The organism is Streptomyces sp. PA03-5A, assembly GCF_033792725.1.
Lineage (GTDB): Bacteria > Actinomycetota > Actinomycetes > Streptomycetales > Streptomycetaceae > Actinacidiphila.
The window spans coordinates 34,306-52,988 of record NZ_JARAVL010000050.1 but is presented as its reverse complement, the minus strand read 5'-3'; the positions used below and the strand labels follow the sequence as shown (position 1 = coordinate 52,988).

Below are 18,683 nucleotides of genomic sequence, written 5' to 3'. Positions count from 1 at the left end.
ACGAACGCCGCGCCGACCTCCACCAGGGCCTCCTGGAACTCGCCTGCAGCATCATCTGCCTCCGACGACTCCGACCTTCATTCTGAAACGATCAGTAAGTGGCTTCGACCCGGGCGAGGTCGCGGTCCGGGTCCGGGGCGTAGGCCAGGGAGCGGTCCGGGATGGCGCCGTCGTGCTGGGAGACCAGGTCGTACAGGAAGCGGCCGTGGGCGCGCTGGGTGACGGTGACCCTCTTGCGCAGGACGCGCTCGCGGTCGCCGCGCATGGCGGAGACGACGGGCAGCCCGGCGGCCTCGCCGTAGTACTCGCTGAGCCTGCCGTCGCCGTCGTTGACGACGATCAGCAGGGCGGCACCGGCGGCCACCGCCGCGGCCGCGCGGTCGGCCGGGGCGACCGTGTCGGAGCGGTCCACCACGACGGCCTTGCCCTTCGCGTCCAGTCCGGCGTAGTCGGCGGCCGCTCCATGGCCCGCGTACACCGTGGCGAGCTCGCGCCTGCCCTCCCGCAGGGTGCTGCCGGCCTGGACGACGAGGTCGTCCACGGAGTCGACGGCGACCTGCTTCTCGGCCAGCCGCCAGCGGGTGGAGAAGCTCATGGAGGCGCCGGTGACCTTGCCGGTCGGCTGGGCCCACAGCGTGTCGTACTTCAGGGGCACCTGGTAGCCGCTGCGGACGACCCCGCCGGCGGCGGAGACCACCGCGAAGTCCATCTGCCGCTGCGTGTCCGCCGTGTCCTTGGGCACGGACGCACTGATCGTCCGCGCCCTGCTCGCGTCGAGCGAGACGGTGGCCGGCTCGTCCAGCACCGTACGCGGCGCGGACAGGAAGGCCAGGCCCAGCGAGTCCGGCTGGTCGCCCGGGACGTCCATGTAGGTGTACGCGGTGTACGTGCCCGGGGGCAGGCGCAGGGTGCGCCGGCCGTCGACGGCGTACTGGTACTGGTAGAAGTCGTTCTCCACGCCCAGGTACACCGTGCCGGAGGCGGGCTTGCCGTCCCGGTCCTTCAGCTCGACCGTGTAGTCGTAGAGTTCCTGCTCCTTGACCAGGGCGAAACCGGTGTGCGCCACGAGGGTGCCGGTGGCCCGGTCGGTGGCCAGGACCTGGCCGGAGAAGGTCGTGGCGGGTTCCACCGCGGACGGGTCGAGGCGCAGCGTGACGTCGGCGGTGCCCCCGGCGGGAACCGTGACCGACGGGGCCGAGAGCGTGTAGGCGGCCGCGTCGGCGTCGGTCGCCAGGTCGAGGGTGACGCCCTCCGTGCCGGTGTTGCGGTAGGTGACGGTGCGGGTGGCGACCGGGTCGTCGGCGCCGTGCGGCCAGTCGTAGAAGGCGGTCGCGACGGAACCGGTGGCCTGGACCGTGCCGTCGACGGCCTTCAGCACGTCCACCCGGCCGGTGCCCTGCTGGTAGGGGGTGTAGCCGGTGAGCGGCGTGGACGAGCTCATCAGCGCGTCCTTCAGCTGCCGCCCGGACCAGTCGGGGTGGCGCTGCTTGAGGACGGCCGCCGCCCCGGCGAGGTGCGGGGTGGCCATCGAGGTCCCGGACATCGTCTGGTACCCGCCGCCGGGCTTGGCGGCGGTGATGTCGGAACCGGGCGCGGAGATGTCCGGCTTGAGGCCGTAACTGCCGGTCAGCGGGCCCATGCTGGAGAAGTCCGAGCGCTCGTCGGACTTGGTGACGGAGGCGACCGTCAGGGCGGACGCGGCCGAGCCGGGCGCCCCGATGGTGAACTCCCCGTAGGAGTTGCCCGCCGCGATGACGAAGAGTGGCCCACCGTCGGCGGACAGCGTGTCGACGGCCTGGGCCATGGGGCTGGTCCCGTCGTCCGGCACCTGGGAGCCGAGGCTCATGCTCACCACGTCGGCGCCCTGGGCCTTCGCCCACTCCATGCCCGCGATGATCCAGGAGTCCTCGCCGTAGCCCTCGTCGGAGAGCACCTTGCCCACCAGCAGTTCGGCGCCGGGCGCGACGCCTCGGTAGGTCGAGCCGTCGCCCGCGACCGTGGACGCGACGTGCGTGCCGTGGCCGTTGCCGTCGGCGACCGCCTGGTCCGGTACGAAGCTCCGCTCGGCGGCTATCCGCCCCTTGAGGTCCGGGTGGGTGTCGTCCACGCCGGTGTCGAGCACGGCGACCTTCCGCCCGGTGCCGTCGTAGCCCTCCGCCCACGCCTGCGGGGCGTTGATCTGCGGCACGGACTCCGCGAGGTCGGCCTCCACCCGGCCGTCCAGCCACAGCTTCTCGACGCCCCCGTCCAGCGACCGGGCCCGGGGCGCGGTGCCGGCGACGTCCTTCCAGAAGGTGCGGGCGGTGGCCTTGGCGGCCCGCAGCGCGGCACCGTCGATGCTGGGCAGACGGCGCTCGACCGTGCTGCCCGCGGGTGCCGTCACGCCGCCCCGATAGGTGGCGATCAGCGGGACCCCGCCGGTGCGGGTGTCGTCGTACCCCATCGCCACCAGCGTGGTCACGTCGAACAGCCGGCGGTCGAGCCTGCCCGCGGTCAGCAGGGCCTCGGCCTCGTCGGGGACCACTGAGAGGCGGCCGCCGCTCTGCTGGATCTTCACGCCCCCGGTCGCGCCCTCGGGGCGGTCCACGGTGACGGTGTCCTGCGCGGTACCGGGCCGGTCGGTGAAGTGCACGACGTCACCGGTGACGAGGGTGATGTCGTGGGCGGCGGCGCGCGGCACCGACGCGGCCGGGTCCTTGACCGGGACCGCCGCGGCGGTCGGGGCGGGCAGCACGAGGGTGCCGCCGACCAGCGCGCACGCGGTGGCGGTCGCGGTCAGCAGGGCATGACGGGCAGCCCGAACGGGTCGTGCGTCTCGGGCACTTGGGGGGTGGGCGAATGTCATGCACAGGAGGTCTACCGGTGCCGCAACCGCTTGCGCACCGCTTCCGTGCGGCGTGAATCCGCCGTGGCGGATACCCGCCTCCTCCTGCACGCGGGCATGCTGAGGGGCCCGGCAAGAGGGGGGAGGTATGCCGGGCCCATCAGCGTGGGGGGAGGGGGTGTGGCTATTTGGGGGGTGTTGTTGTCTTTGGGGGTACTGCCCGCCTGATTTACCAGGTGAGGTCGTTGGCTACCGCCCAGGTGAGGTCACCCGGCATGGGCTGGGCGGAGGCCGTGGCCGCTCCGATCAGCCCCAATGAGACGGCGGCTACGACACCCACTACGGCACGAATGACGTTGCGGCGAATCGATGACATGGCAGACCTGTCCAGGAGGTGTGAGCTGGGGTTTTGCGGGGCCGAGGGCGCTACTCCGGTCTGGAGGAACCGTACGGCTGACTGAATTCTGTCGGATCACAAGCCGCTGGTCTGTAGTTTTCACGTTCCGGATTCGGACATGGCCCTATGCGGACACATGGGACCGGATGGGCCCCGAAGGGTCCATACACGAGCCCCGCCCCTTAACCTGATCGAAGCCGGGGGTGACGTGAAGCATTGGGGGTGCGTGCAGTGACCGACGACGACCTTCTGCGCGCCCGGGCGCAGGAACTCTACGCCCTGGCGCTGGCGGACGCCGACTGGACGCCGGAAAGCGTGTGTTCGCTCACCGGCTGGTCCCGTGCCGAACTCGACGACGCCCTCCATACCCTCGCGTCCTTCGGCCTCACGACCAGGTTCCCCTCCTCCCGCAGCGGCTGGTCGGTGCACTCGCCCGCCACGGCGATGGCCCAGCTGGTCGAGGGCAGCCGGCGGCGCACCGAGGAACTGGTCAGGACGATCACCGACGCGCACGCCGCGCTCAGCCAGGTGGCCGGCGAGTTCCAGCCAGTGCACATGCGGCACCTGGCCGAGGCCCGGATCGAGGTCGCCGCCCAGCCGGCACAGATAGCGGCGATCCTCGACGAGGGGGCCAGCACCGCCACCACCGAGATCCTCTCGATGCACCCGACCGTGCCGGGGGAGATCCCCCTGTTCAAGGCCGACGACCGCAACCGCGAACTCTTCAACCGCGGGGTCAGGCAGCGGTCGATCTACCTCGCGACGGCGGCGGCCGTGCCGAACGTCCGCGCCCATCTGCGGACCTACGCCAACGACGGCGGCGAGGTGCGGACGGCCGCGACGCTGCCCATGAAGCTGATCATCGTGGACCACACGCTCGCCGTCGTACCGGCCCTGGGCCTGGACGACCGGGCCGGCGAGGGGGTCGAGGGCTCTGCCATGGTCCTGCGCAGCCCCGCCATGGTGGCCGTGCTGCGCCAGATGTTCGAGCACTGCTGGGCGGCCGCCTCGGACCTGTTCACCGACGACGTCGGCGCCGCGCCCGCCGCACGGCACCGCGAGGTCGTCCGGCTGCTCGCCTCGGGGCTGACGGACGAGGCCATCGGCCGCAAGCTGGGCCTGTCCGACCGGACGGTGCGGCGGATAGTGGCCGAGCTGATGCAGCAGATAGGGGCCGACAGCCGGTTCCAGGCCGGGGTGAAGATGGTCCGCCTCGGCTGGCTGGACGACGACCCCGCGCTCCTGGACGAGGTGGTCGGGAGCACCGCCACTGGTCAGGTAGGATCCTCTCTGTCGGTGAGCGCCGCTAGCTCAACTGGCAGAGCAGCTGACTCTTAATCAGCGGGTTCGGGGTTCGAGTCCCTGGCGGCGCACAATGTGAGGGCGTCCTTCCTTCGGGAAGGGCGCCCTCGCCCCTTTGTGGGGGAAGGACGGCGCCCAGGGTGACTCAGTGCGAAAATATCCCCTAACGATGATGTGAGAGCTCTACGGGGGCTCACGAGGAGGCCATGCGCGAGCACGATCCGCCGCCGCCCGGCACGGGCAGGGAGGCCCGGCCGAGTCCAGGGGCCGCCTCGCCCGGAGGCCTGCTCGACCTGCTGCAGGTGGCGGCGATGGTGCTGGACCGCACCGGCCACATCGTGCTGTGGAGCCCGGAGGCCGAACGCCTGTTCGGCTACTCGGCGGAAGAGGCCCTGGGCCAGAACGCCGGCCTGCTGCTGGTGGCGCCCGACAAGCTGGAGCTGGTCACCGAGCTGTTCAAGCAGGTCAGGGCTGGTGCCATCTGGCAGGGCGTGTTCCCGATCGTGCACGCCGACGGCACGACCCGTGACGTGGAGTTCCGCAACATGCGGATGCACGACGTGGACGGCGGCGTCTACGCGCTGGGCCTGGGCGCGGACCTCTCCACCGTGCGGCGCGTGGAGACGGACATGGCGCTGTCCAGCAGCCTCGTCGACCAGTCCCCGATCGGGCTGGCCGTCTTCGACACGGACCTGCGGATCGTGCGCGTCAACCGGGCCATGGAGGAGCTGCACGGCCTGCCCGCGGCGGCCATGCTGGGGCGCCGGGTGCGCGAGATCTCGCCGGGGGCGGAGTTCCGGACGATCGAGGCCCGGATGCGGCAGGTGCTGGAGACCGGGGAGCCGCTGCTGGACCTGGACACCGTGGTCAGGACGTACGCCGACCAGGAGCACGACCACGCCTGGTCGATCTCGTACTACCGGATCCAGGACCCCACCGGGCGGGTGCTGGGCCTGGCCGCGTCGATCGCGGACTTCACCGAGCGCCACCAGGCGGCCGAGGAGATCGCCGAGGCCCGTGGCCGGCTCGCGGTGATCGCCGAGGCGGGGACCCGGATCGGCACCACGCTGGACCTGCAGCAGACCGCCAGGGAACTGGCCTCGGTGGTGGTGCCCACGCTCGCCGACATCGCCACCGTCGACGTGCTGGACGAGGTGCTGCGCGGCGGCCCGGTGCCCAAGGTGCGCGCCCAGCAGTCGGCCGAGTTCCGGGCGCTGGCGGTCGCGGCCGCCGAGTCCAGCGAGGCGATCGGCGCCGTCGACCCGGTCGGGGAGCTGGCCCGGTACGCGGACGACCGGCTGATCACCAAGGCCGTGCGGGAGGGCCAGCCGGTGGTCGTGCACCGGGTGAGCAGCCGCATGCTGCGCCGCATAGCCCGCGACGACCGGGCCGCCGCCCAGCTGAAACGGGCGGGTGCGCACTCGTACCTCGCCGCGCCGCTCATCGCCCGCGGCGAGGTGCTGGGGGCGGTCGGGATGTTCCGCACCCGCAACCAGAAGCCCTTCGACGACGAGGACCGCACGCTGGCGGTGGAGCTGGCCGCCCGCGCCGCGATATCCATCGACAACGCGCGGCTCTACGCGGGTGAGCGCAACGCCGCGCTCACCCTCCAGCGCAGCCTGCTGCCGCACGAGCCGCCACGCGTGGACGGGATGGAGATCTCCGCCCGCTACATCCCCGCCGTCCGGGAGGTCGGCGGGGACTGGTACGACGTCCTGCAGCTGCGGGACGGCAAGGTCGGGCTGATCGTCGGGGACGTGATGGGCAAGGGCCTGCACGCGGCGGCGATCATGGGCCAGCTGCGCACGGCGACCCGGGCCTTCGCCCGGCTCGACCTGCCGCCGGACGAGGTGCTGGCGCACCTCGACAACATCACCGGCAGCGCCGAGGGCGACTTCATCGCCACCTGCGTCTACGCCGTCTGCGACCCCGCGACGGGCCGCTGCCAGTTCTCCACCGCCGGGCACCTGCCGCCGGTGCTGGTGCCGCCCGGCGGCCGCGCCGAGCTGATCGACCTGCCCAACGCGGTGCCGCTGGGCGTCGGGGGGATCCGCTTCCACACGGTGGAGCGGAAGCTCGCCGAGGGCACCTTGCTGGCGCTGTTCACCGACGGGCTGGTCGAGGACCGGCGGCAGTCGATCGACGTGGGGCTGCGCACGCTGATGCGCGTCCTCAAGCTCAAGAGCCGCCGCCGCTCGCTGGAGGACACCTGCGACGTCGTGCTGGGCGCCCAGCTGCAGTCCCCCGACGACGACGTCGCCCTGCTGCTGGCCCGGATGGGGACGCCCGCGGCCGAGGACGAGGCCTCCGCCGAGCTGTGAGCCGACAACCGGACCAAATCGCTCATACGGCCTGTTAACAACTCGTTTCGCGCCTTGCCATCAAGACGGGCATTCCGGGACGCTGGGTCCGCGGGACATCCATGCGCCAACCGGACCCATGCGCCCTCACCGGTGAGCCAACGGGTCGGATTCCGGCGGCTTTTCCGTGTGCGGGCCCAGGGGAGGGCCCCGGGGGCGAGAGGGGTGGATTCAGGCGTTACCTCACGGTCGTCCGGTCGTTGACGAGTCATAGCCGGCCTCACGCGACCCGGAGGCCACAGAACGCCCACGCATGCCCCGGAGGCGGGGGGCCGCAGCGCCCGGGGCGCCAACACCGCCGCGACAGCGGCGCGACATGCTTCGGGGGGAGCATCCACATGCCGCCGACACCCGGCGCCCAGCAGTACACGACCGACCCTCGGGCCGGCACGCCCGTGCCCGTCATACCCCGGCGGTCCCGTCCCGGCCCGTACCGGCCGGAACCCGGCGCAGTGGCGCCCCGGTACGACTACGAGCACTACAGCAGACTCGCCGGCCCGCTCACCGAGCCGGAACCCGGCGTCCCGTACCGGGTGAAGTACCGCAGCCTGCTCGCGGAGGAACCCCACCGGATCCGCGCGGCGCTGCTGCTCGGCGCGGCCCCGGTGCTCTCGGCGGTGCTGCTCGCCTGGCTGATGCAGCCGGCCCACTGGACCCGCCGGGAGCACGCGCCGGGCTGGCTGGTCGCCGCCGACGCCGTGATGCTCATATCCATCGGCCTGATCGAGCTCTTCCGGCTGATCAACGTGACGTCCAACGCCCACGCGACGCTCGTCGCACGCGATCCGGTACCCGTCGTACCCGAGAAGGGCAGCAAGGTCGCCTTCGTGACCACCTTCGTCCCGGGCAAGGAGCCCCTGGCGATGGTGCGGGCGACCCTGGAGGCCGCGGTCCGTCTGCGCCACCGCGGCACGTTGCACATCTGGCTCCTGGACGAGGGCGACGACCCCGACGTCAAGAGCCTGTGCGAGCGCCTGAACGTACGCCACTTCACCCGCAAGGGCGTGGAGCGGTGGAACCGGCCCAGCGGCGCCTTCCGCGCCCGCACCAAGCACGGCAACTACAACGCCTGGCTCGACGCCCACGGCGACGACTACGACGTCTTCGCCTCCGTCGACACCGACCACGTCCCGCTCCCCAACTTCCTGGAGCGGATGCTCGGTTACTTCCGGGACCCGGACGTCGCCTTCGTCGTCGGCCCGCAGGTCTACGGCAACTACGACAGCGCGGTGACCAAGGCCGCCGAGAGCCAGCAGTTCCTCTTCCACGCGCTCATCCAGCGGGCCGGCAACGCCTACGGCTCCCCCATGTTCGTCGGGACCAACAACGCGGTGCGCATCAGCGCCATCAGAAGCATCGGCGGGCTGTACGACTCCATCACCGAGGACATGGCCACCGGGCTGGAACTGCACCGGCACCGCAACCCCGCCACCGGCCGCAAGTGGCGCTCGGTCTACACCCCGGACGTCCTCGCCGTCGGCGAGGGACCGTCATCCTGGACCGACTTCTTCACCCAGCAGCTGCGCTGGAGCCGCGGCACCTACGAGACGCTCATCAAGCAGTTCTGGAAGGTGCCGTTCGCCCTCTCCCCCGGCCGCCTGCTCAACTACACGCTGATGGTCGTCTACTACCCGATGACGGCGGTCAACTGGCTCCTGGGCGGCCTCAGCTGCGCGCTGTTCCTCGGGCTCGGCGCCTCGGGCATCCAGATCGACTCCGAGGTCTGGATGATGCTCTACAGCGACGCCGCCGCGCTGCAGATCGGCCTGTACGTGTGGAACCGGCGGCACAACGTCAGCCCCCACGAGCCGGAGGGCTCCTCGGGCGCGGCGGGCATGGTGATGTCGGCGCTGTCCGCGCCGATCTACGCCCGCTCGCTGATGGACGCGGTGCTGCGGCGCAAGAGCAGGTTCGTGGTCACCCCCAAGGGGGACTCCGCGAGCCCCGACCGGCTGCTGTCCACCTTCCGCGTCCACCTGTTCTGGCTGCTCGTCTTCGGCGGCTCGCTCGCCGCCAGCTTCTTCAACGGCCACACCCACGTGGCGATGCGCACGTGGGCGACGCTGGCCCTCGTCCTGGCCCTGGCACCGATCGCCGTCTGGTCCCTGTCCCTCGTCCGTTCCAGGAGCGCCACCCGATGAGCTACCGACCCAGCCGCAGACTGCGGAAGATCGCCGTCGGGAGCACGGCCGTGGGGGTGCTCGCCGGGATGAACGCGCCCGCGATCTACGGCTACTCGACGGAGAAGTACCACGACTACAAGATCAACCAGCCCGGGTACAAGGCCGCGTACGGCCACTGGGACCTGGTCGAGGTGCCCGAGGAGTTCCGCGTCAACGCCATCCACGCGGCGCTGCTGCGCACCGGGAAGGTGCTGCTGATCGCCGGTTCCGGCAACGACGAGCGGAACTTCAAGGCCAAGTCCTTCAAGAGCGTGCTCTGGGACCCGGTGGAGAACACCTTCAAGGAGATCGACACCCCCAAGGACATGTTCTGCGCCGGGCACACCCAGCTGGCCGACGGCACGCTGCTGGTGGCCGGCGGCACCGCCCGCTACGAGAAGCTCAAGGAGGCCGTGGACCGGGCGGGCGGCGCGATGCTCATCAAGAACGAGGACCCGGACAAGCCGCGGACCTTCCCCGAGGGCACGGTCTTCGTCAACGACGAGAACGGCCGGGCCTTCCGGTCGGAGTTCCCCGTCAACGTGCCCCGCGCCAGGAAGACCGTCGACGCCAGGACCGGCAAGGTCACCGTGACCGCGAGCGAGGCACGGGTGTTCGTGCAGTCGCTGGTCAAGGGCGAGAAGGGCATCGTCAACACCGCCGCGCAGTACGGGATCCGGGGCCTGGAGGGCGAGGACCGGGAGAACCTCTACGGGCTGGCCACCAAGCTCGGCCTGGACAAGAAGGACTTCCAGGGGATCAAGAACACCTACGAGTTCGACCCGGTGGCCGAGGCCTACGTCCCGGTCGACCCGATGAACGAGGCCCGCTGGTACCCGACGCTGGTCACCCTCGCCGACGGCCGGGTGCTCTCCGTCTCGGGGCTGGACGACATCGGGCAGGTCGTCCCGGGCAAGAACGAGGTCTACGACCCGAAGACCCGGACGTGGGCGTACACCGGCGAGCGCTACTTCCCGACCTACCCCGCGCTCTTCCTGATGAAGGGCGGGAAGATCTTCTACTCGGGCGCCAACGCGGGGTACGGGCCGGCCGACGAGGGCCGTGTCCCGGGCGTATGGGACCTGCGCACCAACCGCTTCACCGAGGTCCCCGGGCTGGAGCACGCCGAGGACCTGGAGACGGCCGGCTCGGTGCTGCTGCCGCCCGCGCAGGACCAGAAGGTGATGGTGCTGGGCGGCGGCGGGGTCGGCGAGTCGCACTCCTCGACCACCCGCACCGCCGTGGTGGACCTGGACGCCGCGGACCCGCGGTACACGACGGGCCCCGACCTGCCCGAGCCCACCCGTTACCTGAACACGGTGATCCTGCCGGACGACACCGTGTTCACCACCGGCGGCTCCCGCGACTACCGGGGCCGCGGCGGCAGCGACATCCTGCGGGCGCAGATCTACGACCCGGCGGACGACACCTTCCGGGAGGCCGCCGACCCGTCGGTGGGCCGCAACTACCACTCCGAGGCGCTGCTGCTGCCCGACGGCCGGGTGGCGGTCTTCGGGTCCAACCCGCTCTTCGGGGACCCTGCCGACACCAAGCCGGGCTTCTTCGAGCAGCGGATCGAGGTCTACACCCCGGCGTACCGCTACCGGGACTCCCGGCCCTCGCTCGGCGCGGGCCCGCAAGCCCTCCGGCGCGGCGGCACGGCCACCTTCCGGGCCGCGCACGCGCAGCGCATCAAGGCGGCACGGCTGATGCGGCCGAGCGCGGTCACCCACGCCACCGACGTGGAGCAGCGGTCGATCGCGCTGGACGTGGAGCGCGGCGAGGGGTCGGTGAGCGTGACCGTCCCCGAGGACCCGTCGATCGTGCCGCCGGGTTGGTACATGCTGGTCGTCACCGACGACGAGGGCACGCCGTCGCAGGCGCGCTGGGTGCGGGTGACCTGACGGGAGGGGCCCGGCGGGCGGTCAGGAGGCCGCGCGCCGGGCCAGTCCCAGGGCGTACTCCGGCCACCAGTCACCCGCCCGCGGGCCGCCCTTGCAGGTGCCGTCGGAGTCGCCGGGACGCTTGATCCACAGGTAGGCGTCGACGAGTTCGTCACCGGTGTCGGTGGTGGGCGGGGTGCCCAGACCGCGGCCGGGCGGGTTGCACCAGGCCTCGTCGTGGGCGCCGTCGAGGGGGCCGCGGCCGTTGCGGCTGGTGTCGATGACGAAGTGCTTGCCGCCGAGCCGCGCGGACAGCTTCCTGCCGTACGCGGTGTTCGCGGCGGTGCTGTAGAAGTTCGAGGTGTTGAGGGCGAAGCCGTCCGCCGCGGCGACGCCGGCCGCCCGCAGCGGGCCGGCCAGGCGGGCGGGGTCGCTGACCCAGCCGGCGTTGCCGGCGTCGAGGTAGACCCGCACGCGGGGCAGCGCGCCCAGGGTGTCCACGGCGTGGGTCAGCAGGGCGTAGCGCTCCTCCTGGAACTCGCGGGGCGTGCAGCCGTCGACGATGTGGGTGAGGGCGTCCGGTTCGAGCACCACCAGCGCCTCGCGCTCACCGATGCCGGCGGCGACCGCGTCGATCCAGGCACGGTAGGCGGCGCCGTCGGCGGCGCCGCCCTGGGAGTACTGACCGCAGTCGCGGTGCGGGATGTTGTAGAGCACGAGCACGGGCGTCCGGCCGTCGCGGGCGGCGGCCTCGGTGTAGCCCCTGGCCCGGTCCTGTGCGTGGTCCTGGCCGATCCACTCGGCGACGGGCCGGCCTGCGATCCGTTCCAGCAGCGCGGCGTCGGCCTCCCGGCCTTCCCGGCGCCACTGCGCCGCCTGACGGGCCGCGGCCGTATCCGGGTTGACCCAGAACGGCGCACCGGCGGTGCTCCCGGGGCTGCTGCCGCCGCCCTTGTCCTGGCTCCCCCCGGGCTTGCCGGTGCCGAAGCAGCCGCCCAGCGCCACGGAGAGCAGTCCGGCGGCGGACACGGCGCAGGCCGCCCTGCGCAGCGGGCCGGTGTTGGTGCCGAACATCCACTCCCCCTTGGATGGCGGGACGAGACCGGTCGCCGCCAATCCTGACATACCGAACGGTCAACGGGCCCTCAGATCAGGGCAGTCGGTGTCTTTTCCGTCGAATGCCGCGTCTGCTCCCCATGGCAGAATCCCCCGGCGAAGCCGTGTCCGCCGAGGGCTGGAGCCGGACGTGACAGAGCACCCGACGCACCGTGCGCGCGAGCTGCGGCTCGCCGAGGTCCTCGTGGACCTCGCCGACACCCTGGACGGCGACTTCGACGTGGGCGTCTTCCTGGAGCGGGTGGCCGACCGCTGCGTGGAGCTGCTGGACGTCACGGCGGCCGGACTGCTGCTGGACGACGGGCGCGGTGAGCTGCGGACCGCGGCCGGCTGCGGCGGCGCGGGCGAACTCCTGCGCCGGCAGCGGGAGGAGGGGCCCTGTCTGGACTGCTACCGGGGTTCGGACGTGGTCACCGCCCCGGACCTCGCGCGCTGCGACGACCGCTGGCCGCGCTTCGCCCCGCTCGCCCGCGACCGGGGCTTCCACGCGACGTACGCCGTGCCGCTGCGGCGCCGGGCCGAGGTGATCGGCGCGCTGAACCTGTTCCGCGGGGTGCCCGGCGATCCCCCGGGCGGTGACGTGGCGCTGGCCCGGGCCTTCGCGGACGCCGCCGCCATCGGGATACTCCAGGAACGGGCCCGGCAGCGGCAGGAGGCGCTGGCCGCCCAGTTGCAGGCCGCACTCGACAGCCGGGTCGTCCTGGAACAGGCCAAGGGCGTCCTGGCGGAGCGCTGGGGCGTCGGCGTCGACGAGGCGTTCACGGCGCTGCGGCGGTACGCGCGGACGCACCGGGTGCGGCTCGCGGTACTGGCCCGGGGTGTCGTGGCGGGCACGGTGGACTCCGACGCGCTGCGCGGGGCCGGTGACTGACCCGCCGGCAGGGGACGTCACGGGTTCGTCCTCGGCCGGGCCGGCGACGGCGCGTCGGGCATAGGCTGGGCCCACCACCCCGGACCCCGGTGGCGTCCTGTCCCGTTCCCGTCCCCGTGCCGCTTGCGCCAGGCTCCCGTCCCCGGAGACGTCCCATGTCCGACGACGCCACAGACACCATGCCCCGGATCGACCGGCGCACCGACGGGTCCAGCACCCTGGTGACGCTCGGCGGCGAGGTGGACGCGCTCACCGCGCCCGGGGTGTCCGCCGCCCTCGACGCGCTGACCGGGGCCGACCGCCCGGACATCGTGGTGGACCTGCGGCCGGTGGAGTTCATCGACTGCAGCGGCCTGTCGGCGCTGGTGCGCGCCCGGCGCCGCGCCGAGGAGCACTCCGGTCGGGTACGGCTGGTGTGCCGGGACGAGTTCACGCTGCGCACGCTTCGGGCGACCCGGCTGACCCGGTGCTTCACGATCCTGCCGGACTGGCCGGAGCCCACGAACTGACACGCACCCCGAACGCGCGCCCCCAACACGCCCTAGCCCGGCCGCGTTCAGGTGTCCTAGCCTGACAGGGCGGCCCAGGACCCCGGTCGCCGGAAGTGTTTCCTACGCCTCCAGGACGTGGTCCGGCCATGGCCAAGCTCGCGGCCTCCTCACGACTGTCCCTGTCCGATCCGCGAAGATCCGCACCCGACGTCTCCTGGACCTCGCCCCTGGGGCGCGCGGCGGTGCCGGAAGTCCTGGCGTACGGCGCGTCGGCGACACGGGTGGCCTGGGCGGCGGTCGGGGTCGCCCGTGGCTACGTCCTCGCGCCCACCGTGTCCGTCGGCGTGCCTGCGGAGCCGCCGGACGGCCCGGGGCGGGTCCACCGTCTCTCCCCTGACGCACCGGACCACTCCCGCGGTCCCGGCGCCCGAGGGTGAGGAGCGCCCGGCCGGCGGCTCCGGGAGGAGCGGACCGCGGGCCGGGCGCTGTACGCCCCGGGGAAGAGCCTGGGGTCAGGCCTTCGGCGTGAGCCGCACGGTCCGCCCCTCGCGGGCCGAGACGGCGGCCGCCTCGATGACCGTGAGCGCGTCGGCGGCCTCGCGGGCGGTGACCGGCGGCGCGGTGCCGTCCCGCAGGGCGGCGGCGACGGCGACGTAGTACGCGGGGTAGTCGCCCGGCACGGTCGGCACGGGGCGCACCTCGTCACCGGCGCCCAGCACGCCCCACTCGGCCTCCGGTTCGGTGCCCCACACGGCGCCGGTGGCGGGGCGGGCGCCGTCGCGCAGCGCGGCCTCCTGCGGGTCCAGGCCGTGCTTGACATATCCGGCGGCGCTGCCGAGCACCCGGAAGCGGGGGCCGAGCTGGGCGGTGGTGGCACTCATCCACAGGTGGGAGCGGACGCCCCCGGCGTGGGTCACGGCCACGAAGGCGTCGTCGTCCACCTGGGCGCCGGGCCGTCGCACGTCCAGCTCGCCGTACACGTGGACGGCGGGCCCGAAGAGGGTCAGCGCCTGGTCGACGAGGTGGCTGCCGAGGTCGTAGAGCAGGCCGCCGATCTCGGCGGGGTCGCCGGACTCGCGCCAGCCGCCCTTCAGGCTCGGCCGCCACCGCTCGAAGCGGGACTCGAAGCGCCACACCTCGCCCAGTTCGCCGCGCTCCAGCAGCCCGCGCAGGGTGAGGAAGTCGTTGTCCCAGCGGCGGTTCTGGAAGACCGAGAGCAGCAGGCCGCGCTCGTCGGCGAGGTCCGCGAGGGCGTGCGCCTCGGCCGCGGTGCCGGCCACCGGCTTGTCGACGACGACCGCGAGTCCGGCCTCCAGCGCGGCGGTCGCGAACGGGACGTGGGTCTTGTTCGGCGAGGCCAGGACGATCAGGTCGAGCTCGCCGGCGCGCTTCCACAGCTCGTCCGGGTGACCGGCGATGCGGACGTCCGGGTGCTCGGCGTGTGCCTGCGCCTGGCGCTCCGGGTTGCCGGTGACGACGGTGTCCAGGACGAGGCCGTCGGTGGTGGAGATCAGCGGGGCGTGGAAGACCGAGCCGGCCAGACCGTAGCCGACCAGCCCGACGCGAAGAGGTGCGGGAGCCATGGCACCACTTAAGCAACGCTGTTGCCAAAGCGCAAGCGAAGCTGACAATGGGAGATGTGAACAGGGGATTCTCCGGGGCCAACCTGCCCGCGCTGCGCAGCCACAACGCCGCTCTCGTCCTGGGCCTGCTGCGGACGGCGACCGTGGGCGGGGGCGCCGGCATCAGCCGCCTGGAACTGGCCGAGCGCACCGGGCTCACCCCCCAGGCCGTCAGCAAGATCACCGCACGGCTGCGGGCGGACGGCCTGGTCGACGAGGCGGGGCGCGGCGCCCCGACCGGCGGCAAGCCGCGCACCCTGCTGCGGCTGGCGCGCCGCGCCCGGTACGCCGTGGGGGTGCACCTGGACCGCGACGAGTTGACGGTGGTGCTCGCCGACCTGGCGGGCGGCGTGGTGGACGCCGGGACCGTCCCCCTGGACCTGCGGCGCCCGGCCGGGGAGGTGCTGGAGGCGGTGGCGGGACTGGTCCGGGAGACCGTCGGCGCCACGCCCGGCGCGGACGGGGCGGTGCTCGGCGCCGGGCTGGCCTGCCCGGGCCCGCTCGACCACACCGCGGGGGTGCTGCACCGCGTCACGGGCCTGCCGGGATGGGACGGCTACCCGCTGCGCGACGCGCTGGCCGAACGCCTCGGGCTGCCCGTCGTGCTGGACAAGGACACCAACGCGGCGGCCCTCGCCGTGCTACCGCCCGGCGGGGACGTGGACGTGGACGGGGACCGGGACGGCGCGGACGGTGCACACGGCGCGGGGGCGGGCCGGGGTGCCGGGGACTCGTTCGGCTACCTGCACCTGGGGACCGGCCTCGGCGCGGGCCTCGTGCTCGACGGCACCCTGCACCGCGGCGCCCGCACCGGCGCGGGCGAGTTCGGCCACCAGGCGGTCGCCCTGGACGGCCCGGTGTGCGCCTGCGGCAACCGGGGCTGCCTGGAGGCGCTGTGCCTGGCCGCCGTCGGCCGCGGCGACACGGCGCAGGCCGCGCGGCTGCTCGGCGTCGGCGCCGCCAACCTGGTCTCCCTGCTGGACATCGACCGGGTCGTGCTCGGCGGCCGCACCGTGCTGGCGGACCCCGCGCTCTTCGCGCGCGAGGTGGCCGCCGCCATGGACCCGCGCACCCTGCGCGCGGCCGGCCGCACGGTGCCCGTCACCGTCGCCGCGGCCGGGCGGCGCGTGGTCGCCGAGGGGGCCGCGCTGCTGGCGCTGGCGCCGCTCTTCGGCCAGACGGCGGTCGGCTAGCCGCCCGTACGGGTGCGGGGGCGGGCCGTCGCCGCGTCGCGCGGTGATATCAGCGGATGACCGTGAGAGCTTCGCTGCCCATGAGGTGGTGCAGCGCTCTGGCCGTCGCGGCGGCAGCGGTCGTGGCGGCGGCCCCCCAGTCGGCCGCGGAGCCCTTCCCGGTCACCGCCCGGCTGCTGGGCGGCCCCCACACCTACACGGCGGGGGCCGGGCCCGAGGAGTTCCGGGTGGAACTGGAGAACACGTCGAGCGGGCCGCTGCGCGACGTGCACCCGGTCCTCGTCTTCGTCGACCGCGGACGGAAGCTGGCGCCCGATCAGATCCGCCTGGAGTACCGGGTGCCGGCCCCCGTCGCGGGATCGCGGAGCGCACGGGACCGCTCGTGGCGGCCGGTGGCCGTCGAGCGCACGGACAACGACGAGAACATCGCCGTGGTGGGCGGCAAGGACGGGCCGGGCACCACACTGCCGTCGCGCCGCAAGGTGGCGATCGCCCTGCGGCTGCGCTTCACCGCGCCCACGCCCGCCGGGCGTGTCACGGCCTCGGCCACGATCATGGAGCGTCGCGGCACGGACGGCGACTGGGTCGGGGAGTCCGCCGGCTACGACTTCGACGTCGTCCCCCACCGGGACGCCACGGCCGGGCCGCAGTCCCCGCGCCCCGGCCGGCCGGAAGACGAAGGGCAGCCGGACGGCGGCGAAGGCGGGGACGGCGGGGACGGCGGGGAAGGCACCGGACCGGGTGACGGGCCGGGCACGCGCCCGGGCGGGTCCCCGGCACCGGATCCCTCCGTGGGCGCCGGGCCGGGCGCCGGTCCGGGCACCGGACCGGGTACGGGTCCCGGTACGGGATCCGGGCCGGCACCCGTACCCGGCAAGGGCGACGAGACCGCCCCGGGCAGCGCACCGGGCACCCCACCGCGTCTGGCCGCCACGGGCGAACAGCACCGGGCGCCCGCGCTGATGCTCACGGGCGCCGGGGTGCTGCTGGTCATGGGCGGTGCGGCCCTGCGGTTCAGCCGCCGAGGGTGAACCAGGTGCTGCGGGACTTCTGCCACTCGGGGTGGCTGAGGTCCTTGGCCTCCTTGCCGTCCCCGTAGAGGTCGGCGGCGCCGTTGTCGGTCATCAGCTGCGCCCGGGCACCGGCCGCGGTCAGGTCCGGGACGTCCACGATGGCCTCCCAGGCACCCGGGTCGGAGGTGGGCAGGTCGAGCAGCTTGACGGGCGTGCTGCCGGCGTTGCCGTCCCAGGAGTAGAGGGCGTACGGGTCGCTGTTGTCGTCGGCGGCCCAGGAACCGGCCAGGATCAGGTACTGCCCGGCGGCGTTGCGGCGGATGTCACGGACGCTGAGGCCGCCGAGGTCGAGGGTGACCGGGGTGCCGAAGGTGGCGTGGACGGAGGTGTTGGGCCTGCCGCCGACCAGCTTGTCGAGGTTGGTGACCGGCACCAGCAGCGCCTTCCCGCCGGAGGCCGGGGGCACCAGCGGCGCGCGGAAGCCGATGTAGGCGGTGCTGGTCGAGCCGGGGGCGAACTCCATGCCCTCGGCGTTGAAGCCGTCGATGGCCTTGGGTATCTCACCGGAGGCGGCGCCCGCGGCGAAGCCGTAGCGGTTGCCGCCGGCCTTGTCCCAGGCAATCAGGTCGGCGCGCAGGCCCTCGTAGTAGCCGGAGACGGTCAGCTGGGTGTCGGCGCCGCTGCCGGTGACGGTGGTGGCGAAGAGCGTGGAGCGGTCGGCCTTCACCTCGCCGTCCTTGTTGTTGCCCATGGAGCCGGTCCAGTAGATGGTGTCCCCCGCCCGGGTGCCGGCCTCGATGTCGATCTCGGAGGAGGCGCCGGCCTTGGAGCCGATGTCCCAGGTGCGCACGGGGGCGCCGGAGCCGTCGCGCCGGTACAGCCGCAGCACGTTGCTCTCGTCGTCGGCGACGACCATGTAGCCGCCGCCGACGTCCACGGCGGCGGAGGCGTCGCTGGAGCCGGTGGTGTACCGCGTGTCGGCGGCGTGGGTGACGGCGGCGGAGGCGGCGAAGTGCAGCGTCTTGGTGGCGGTCTTGCCGCCGAGGCCGGTCACCTTGACCGTCAGGTCGGCGTAGCCGCGGGCGCGGGGGGCGACCGCCAGGGTGCGGCTGCCGCCCGTACCCGTGACGGTCACGTCGCCGGTGCCGGCGACCGAGGTCCTGGTGCTGGCGGAGGCGGCGACGGTGAGCGCCGAGGCGTCCGCGCCGCTCTGCGCGACGGCGACCGTGACGGTGGGGTCGGCGGTGGCACCGACCGCGCCGGAGAGGTAGGAGGCGGACAGGGAGATCGTCGGGGTGCCGTACGAGGCGGCGCCCGCCGGGGTGCCGAGGAGCGGCACCATCGTGGCGGCGAGCACGGTGGCGACCGCGCCGGGGACGAGGGTGGCCGTGCGGGTGCGGGACAGCATCGGTGGACGCCCTTCCAAGATCGCTGAGGAAATGCGGGGGA

15 protein-coding genes and 1 tRNA gene are annotated in these 18,683 nt (G+C 73.4%); 10 read left to right on the top strand and 6 right to left on the bottom strand.

The window, feature by feature from the left end; all coding sequences use genetic code 11:
• Positions 1 to 91 precede the first annotated feature (91 nt).
• The 3 genes from PV410_RS39900 to PV410_RS39890 all read right to left on the bottom strand — a co-directional run bounded on the left by PV410_RS39900 (position 92) and on the right by PV410_RS39890 (position 4,324).
• Positions 92 to 2,845, bottom strand: a complete 2,754-nt coding sequence (locus PV410_RS39900; RefSeq protein WP_500331348.1) for a S8 family peptidase — start codon at positions 2,843 to 2,845, stop codon at positions 92 to 94.
• A gap of 648 nt (positions 2,846 to 3,493) precedes the next feature.
• On the bottom strand, positions 3,494 to 3,778 hold the full coding sequence (locus PV410_RS39895; protein ID WP_500331346.1) for a hypothetical protein: 285 nt from the start codon (positions 3,776 to 3,778) through the stop codon (positions 3,494 to 3,496).
• Between the two features lie 246 nt (positions 3,779 to 4,024).
• Positions 4,025 to 4,324, bottom strand: a complete 300-nt coding sequence (locus PV410_RS39890; protein ID WP_500331344.1) for a hypothetical protein — start codon at positions 4,322 to 4,324, stop codon at positions 4,025 to 4,027.
• Here PV410_RS39890 and PV410_RS39885 point away from each other — a divergent pair.
• The 5 genes from PV410_RS39885 to glxA all read left to right on the top strand — a co-directional run bounded on the left by PV410_RS39885 (position 4,236) and on the right by glxA (position 10,949).
• Positions 4,236 to 4,559: a LuxR C-terminal-related transcriptional regulator gene (locus PV410_RS39885; RefSeq protein ID WP_500331353.1), complete on the top strand. Its 324-nt coding sequence runs from the start codon at positions 4,236 to 4,238 to the stop codon at positions 4,557 to 4,559. The genes PV410_RS39890 and PV410_RS39885 overlap by 89 nt on opposite strands.
• Positions 4,522 to 4,594, top strand: a tRNA-Lys gene (locus PV410_RS39880). Before PV410_RS39885 ends, PV410_RS39880 begins: the two co-directional genes overlap by 38 nt.
• A gap of 135 nt (positions 4,595 to 4,729) precedes the next feature.
• Positions 4,730 to 6,844 (top strand): SpoIIE family protein phosphatase, encoded by a 2,115-nt coding sequence (locus tag PV410_RS39875; RefSeq protein ID WP_500331342.1) that lies wholly within the window; start codon positions 4,730 to 4,732, stop codon positions 6,842 to 6,844.
• Positions 6,845 to 7,221: 377 nt separating this feature from the next.
• Positions 7,222 to 9,024 (top strand): glycosyltransferase family 2 protein, encoded by a 1,803-nt coding sequence (locus tag PV410_RS39870; RefSeq protein WP_500331340.1) that lies wholly within the window; start codon positions 7,222 to 7,224, stop codon positions 9,022 to 9,024.
• Positions 9,021 to 10,949 carry a radical copper oxidase GlxA gene (glxA, locus tag PV410_RS39865; RefSeq protein ID WP_500331339.1) on the top strand — a complete coding sequence of 643 codons (1,929 nt, stop codon included), beginning with the start codon at positions 9,021 to 9,023 and terminating at the stop codon, positions 10,947 to 10,949. Before PV410_RS39870 ends, glxA begins: the two co-directional genes overlap by 4 nt.
• Before the next feature lie 21 nt (positions 10,950 to 10,970).
• Here the strand turns inward: glxA and PV410_RS39860 are convergent, their stop codons facing one another.
• Complete coding sequence (locus PV410_RS39860) at positions 10,971 to 12,002, bottom strand: glycoside hydrolase family 6 protein (protein ID WP_500331337.1); 1,032 nt, start codon at positions 12,000 to 12,002, stop codon at positions 10,971 to 10,973.
• 172 nt (positions 12,003 to 12,174) lie between these two features.
• Here PV410_RS39860 and PV410_RS39855 point away from each other — a divergent pair, with 172 nt between their 5' ends.
• The 3 genes from PV410_RS39855 to PV410_RS39845 all read left to right on the top strand — a co-directional run bounded on the left by PV410_RS39855 (position 12,175) and on the right by PV410_RS39845 (position 13,843).
• Positions 12,175 to 12,915, top strand: coding sequence for a GAF and ANTAR domain-containing protein (locus tag PV410_RS39855; RefSeq protein WP_500331335.1), 741 nt, complete (start codon positions 12,175 to 12,177; stop codon positions 12,913 to 12,915).
• A 155-nt stretch (positions 12,916 to 13,070) separates the two neighbouring features.
• Positions 13,071 to 13,424, top strand: coding sequence for an STAS domain-containing protein (locus PV410_RS39850; RefSeq protein WP_500331334.1), 354 nt, complete (start codon positions 13,071 to 13,073; stop codon positions 13,422 to 13,424).
• Positions 13,425 to 13,552: 128 nt separating this feature from the next.
• Positions 13,553 to 13,843 carry a hypothetical protein gene (locus PV410_RS39845; RefSeq protein WP_500331332.1) on the top strand — a complete coding sequence of 97 codons (291 nt, stop codon included), beginning with the start codon at positions 13,553 to 13,555 and terminating at the stop codon, positions 13,841 to 13,843.
• 75 nt (positions 13,844 to 13,918) lie between these two features.
• Here the strand turns inward: PV410_RS39845 and PV410_RS39840 are convergent, their stop codons facing one another.
• Positions 13,919 to 14,989: a Gfo/Idh/MocA family oxidoreductase gene (locus tag PV410_RS39840; RefSeq protein ID WP_500331330.1), complete on the bottom strand. Its 1,071-nt coding sequence runs from the start codon at positions 14,987 to 14,989 to the stop codon at positions 13,919 to 13,921.
• Positions 14,990 to 15,036: 47 nt separating this feature from the next.
• On the opposite strand from PV410_RS39840, the gene PV410_RS39835 reads away from it, so the two are divergent.
• Together PV410_RS39835 and PV410_RS39830 are read left to right on the top strand one after the other, a co-directional pair.
• Positions 15,037 to 16,221 carry an ROK family transcriptional regulator gene (locus tag PV410_RS39835; protein ID WP_500331328.1) on the top strand — a complete coding sequence of 395 codons (1,185 nt, stop codon included), beginning with the start codon at positions 15,037 to 15,039 and terminating at the stop codon, positions 16,219 to 16,221.
• Between the two features lie 80 nt (positions 16,222 to 16,301).
• The gene (locus PV410_RS39830) at positions 16,302 to 17,252 is read left to right on the top strand and encodes a hypothetical protein (protein WP_500331326.1); all 951 of its coding nucleotides are present in this window, start codon (positions 16,302 to 16,304) and stop codon (positions 17,250 to 17,252) included.
• Here the strand turns inward: PV410_RS39830 and PV410_RS39825 are convergent.
• Positions 17,236 to 18,642 (bottom strand): hypothetical protein, encoded by a 1,407-nt coding sequence (locus PV410_RS39825; RefSeq protein WP_500331324.1) that lies wholly within the window; start codon positions 18,640 to 18,642, stop codon positions 17,236 to 17,238. The genes PV410_RS39830 and PV410_RS39825 overlap by 17 nt on opposite strands.
• Positions 18,643 to 18,683 lie beyond the last annotated feature (41 nt).

What these genes read in the sequence shown, in the direction of transcription:
- PV410_RS39900 (WP_500331348.1), bottom strand. Translation starts at nt 2,845, where the DNA reads ATGACATTCGCCCACCCCCCAAGTGCCCGAGACGCACGACCCGTTCGG.
- PV410_RS39895 (WP_500331346.1), bottom strand. Translation starts at nt 3,778, where the DNA reads ATGTGCACTGGCTGGAACTCGCCGGCCACCTGGCTGAGCGCGGCGTGC.
- PV410_RS39890 (WP_500331344.1), bottom strand. Translation starts at nt 4,324, where the DNA reads ATGGCCTCGTCCGTCAGCCCCGAGGCGAGCAGCCGGACGACCTCGCGG.
- PV410_RS39875 (WP_500331342.1), top strand. Translation starts at nt 4,730, where the DNA reads ATGCGCGAGCACGATCCGCCGCCGCCCGGCACGGGCAGGGAGGCCCGG.
- PV410_RS39870 (WP_500331340.1), top strand. Translation starts at nt 7,222, where the DNA reads ATGCCGCCGACACCCGGCGCCCAGCAGTACACGACCGACCCTCGGGCC.
- glxA (WP_500331339.1), top strand. Translation starts at nt 9,021, where the DNA reads ATGAGCTACCGACCCAGCCGCAGACTGCGGAAGATCGCCGTCGGGAGC.
- PV410_RS39860 (WP_500331337.1), bottom strand. Translation starts at nt 12,002, where the DNA reads ATGTTCGGCACCAACACCGGCCCGCTGCGCAGGGCGGCCTGCGCCGTG.
- PV410_RS39850 (WP_500331334.1), top strand. Translation starts at nt 13,071, where the DNA reads ATGTCCGACGACGCCACAGACACCATGCCCCGGATCGACCGGCGCACC.
- PV410_RS39845 (WP_500331332.1), top strand. Translation starts at nt 13,553, where the DNA reads ATGGCCAAGCTCGCGGCCTCCTCACGACTGTCCCTGTCCGATCCGCGA.
- PV410_RS39840 (WP_500331330.1), bottom strand. Translation starts at nt 14,989, where the DNA reads ATGGCTCCCGCACCTCTTCGCGTCGGGCTGGTCGGCTACGGTCTGGCC.
- PV410_RS39835 (WP_500331328.1), top strand. Translation starts at nt 15,037, where the DNA reads ATGGGAGATGTGAACAGGGGATTCTCCGGGGCCAACCTGCCCGCGCTG.
- PV410_RS39830 (WP_500331326.1), top strand. Translation starts at nt 16,302, where the DNA reads ATGAGGTGGTGCAGCGCTCTGGCCGTCGCGGCGGCAGCGGTCGTGGCG.
- PV410_RS39825 (WP_500331324.1), bottom strand. Translation starts at nt 18,642, where the DNA reads ATGCTGTCCCGCACCCGCACGGCCACCCTCGTCCCCGGCGCGGTCGCC.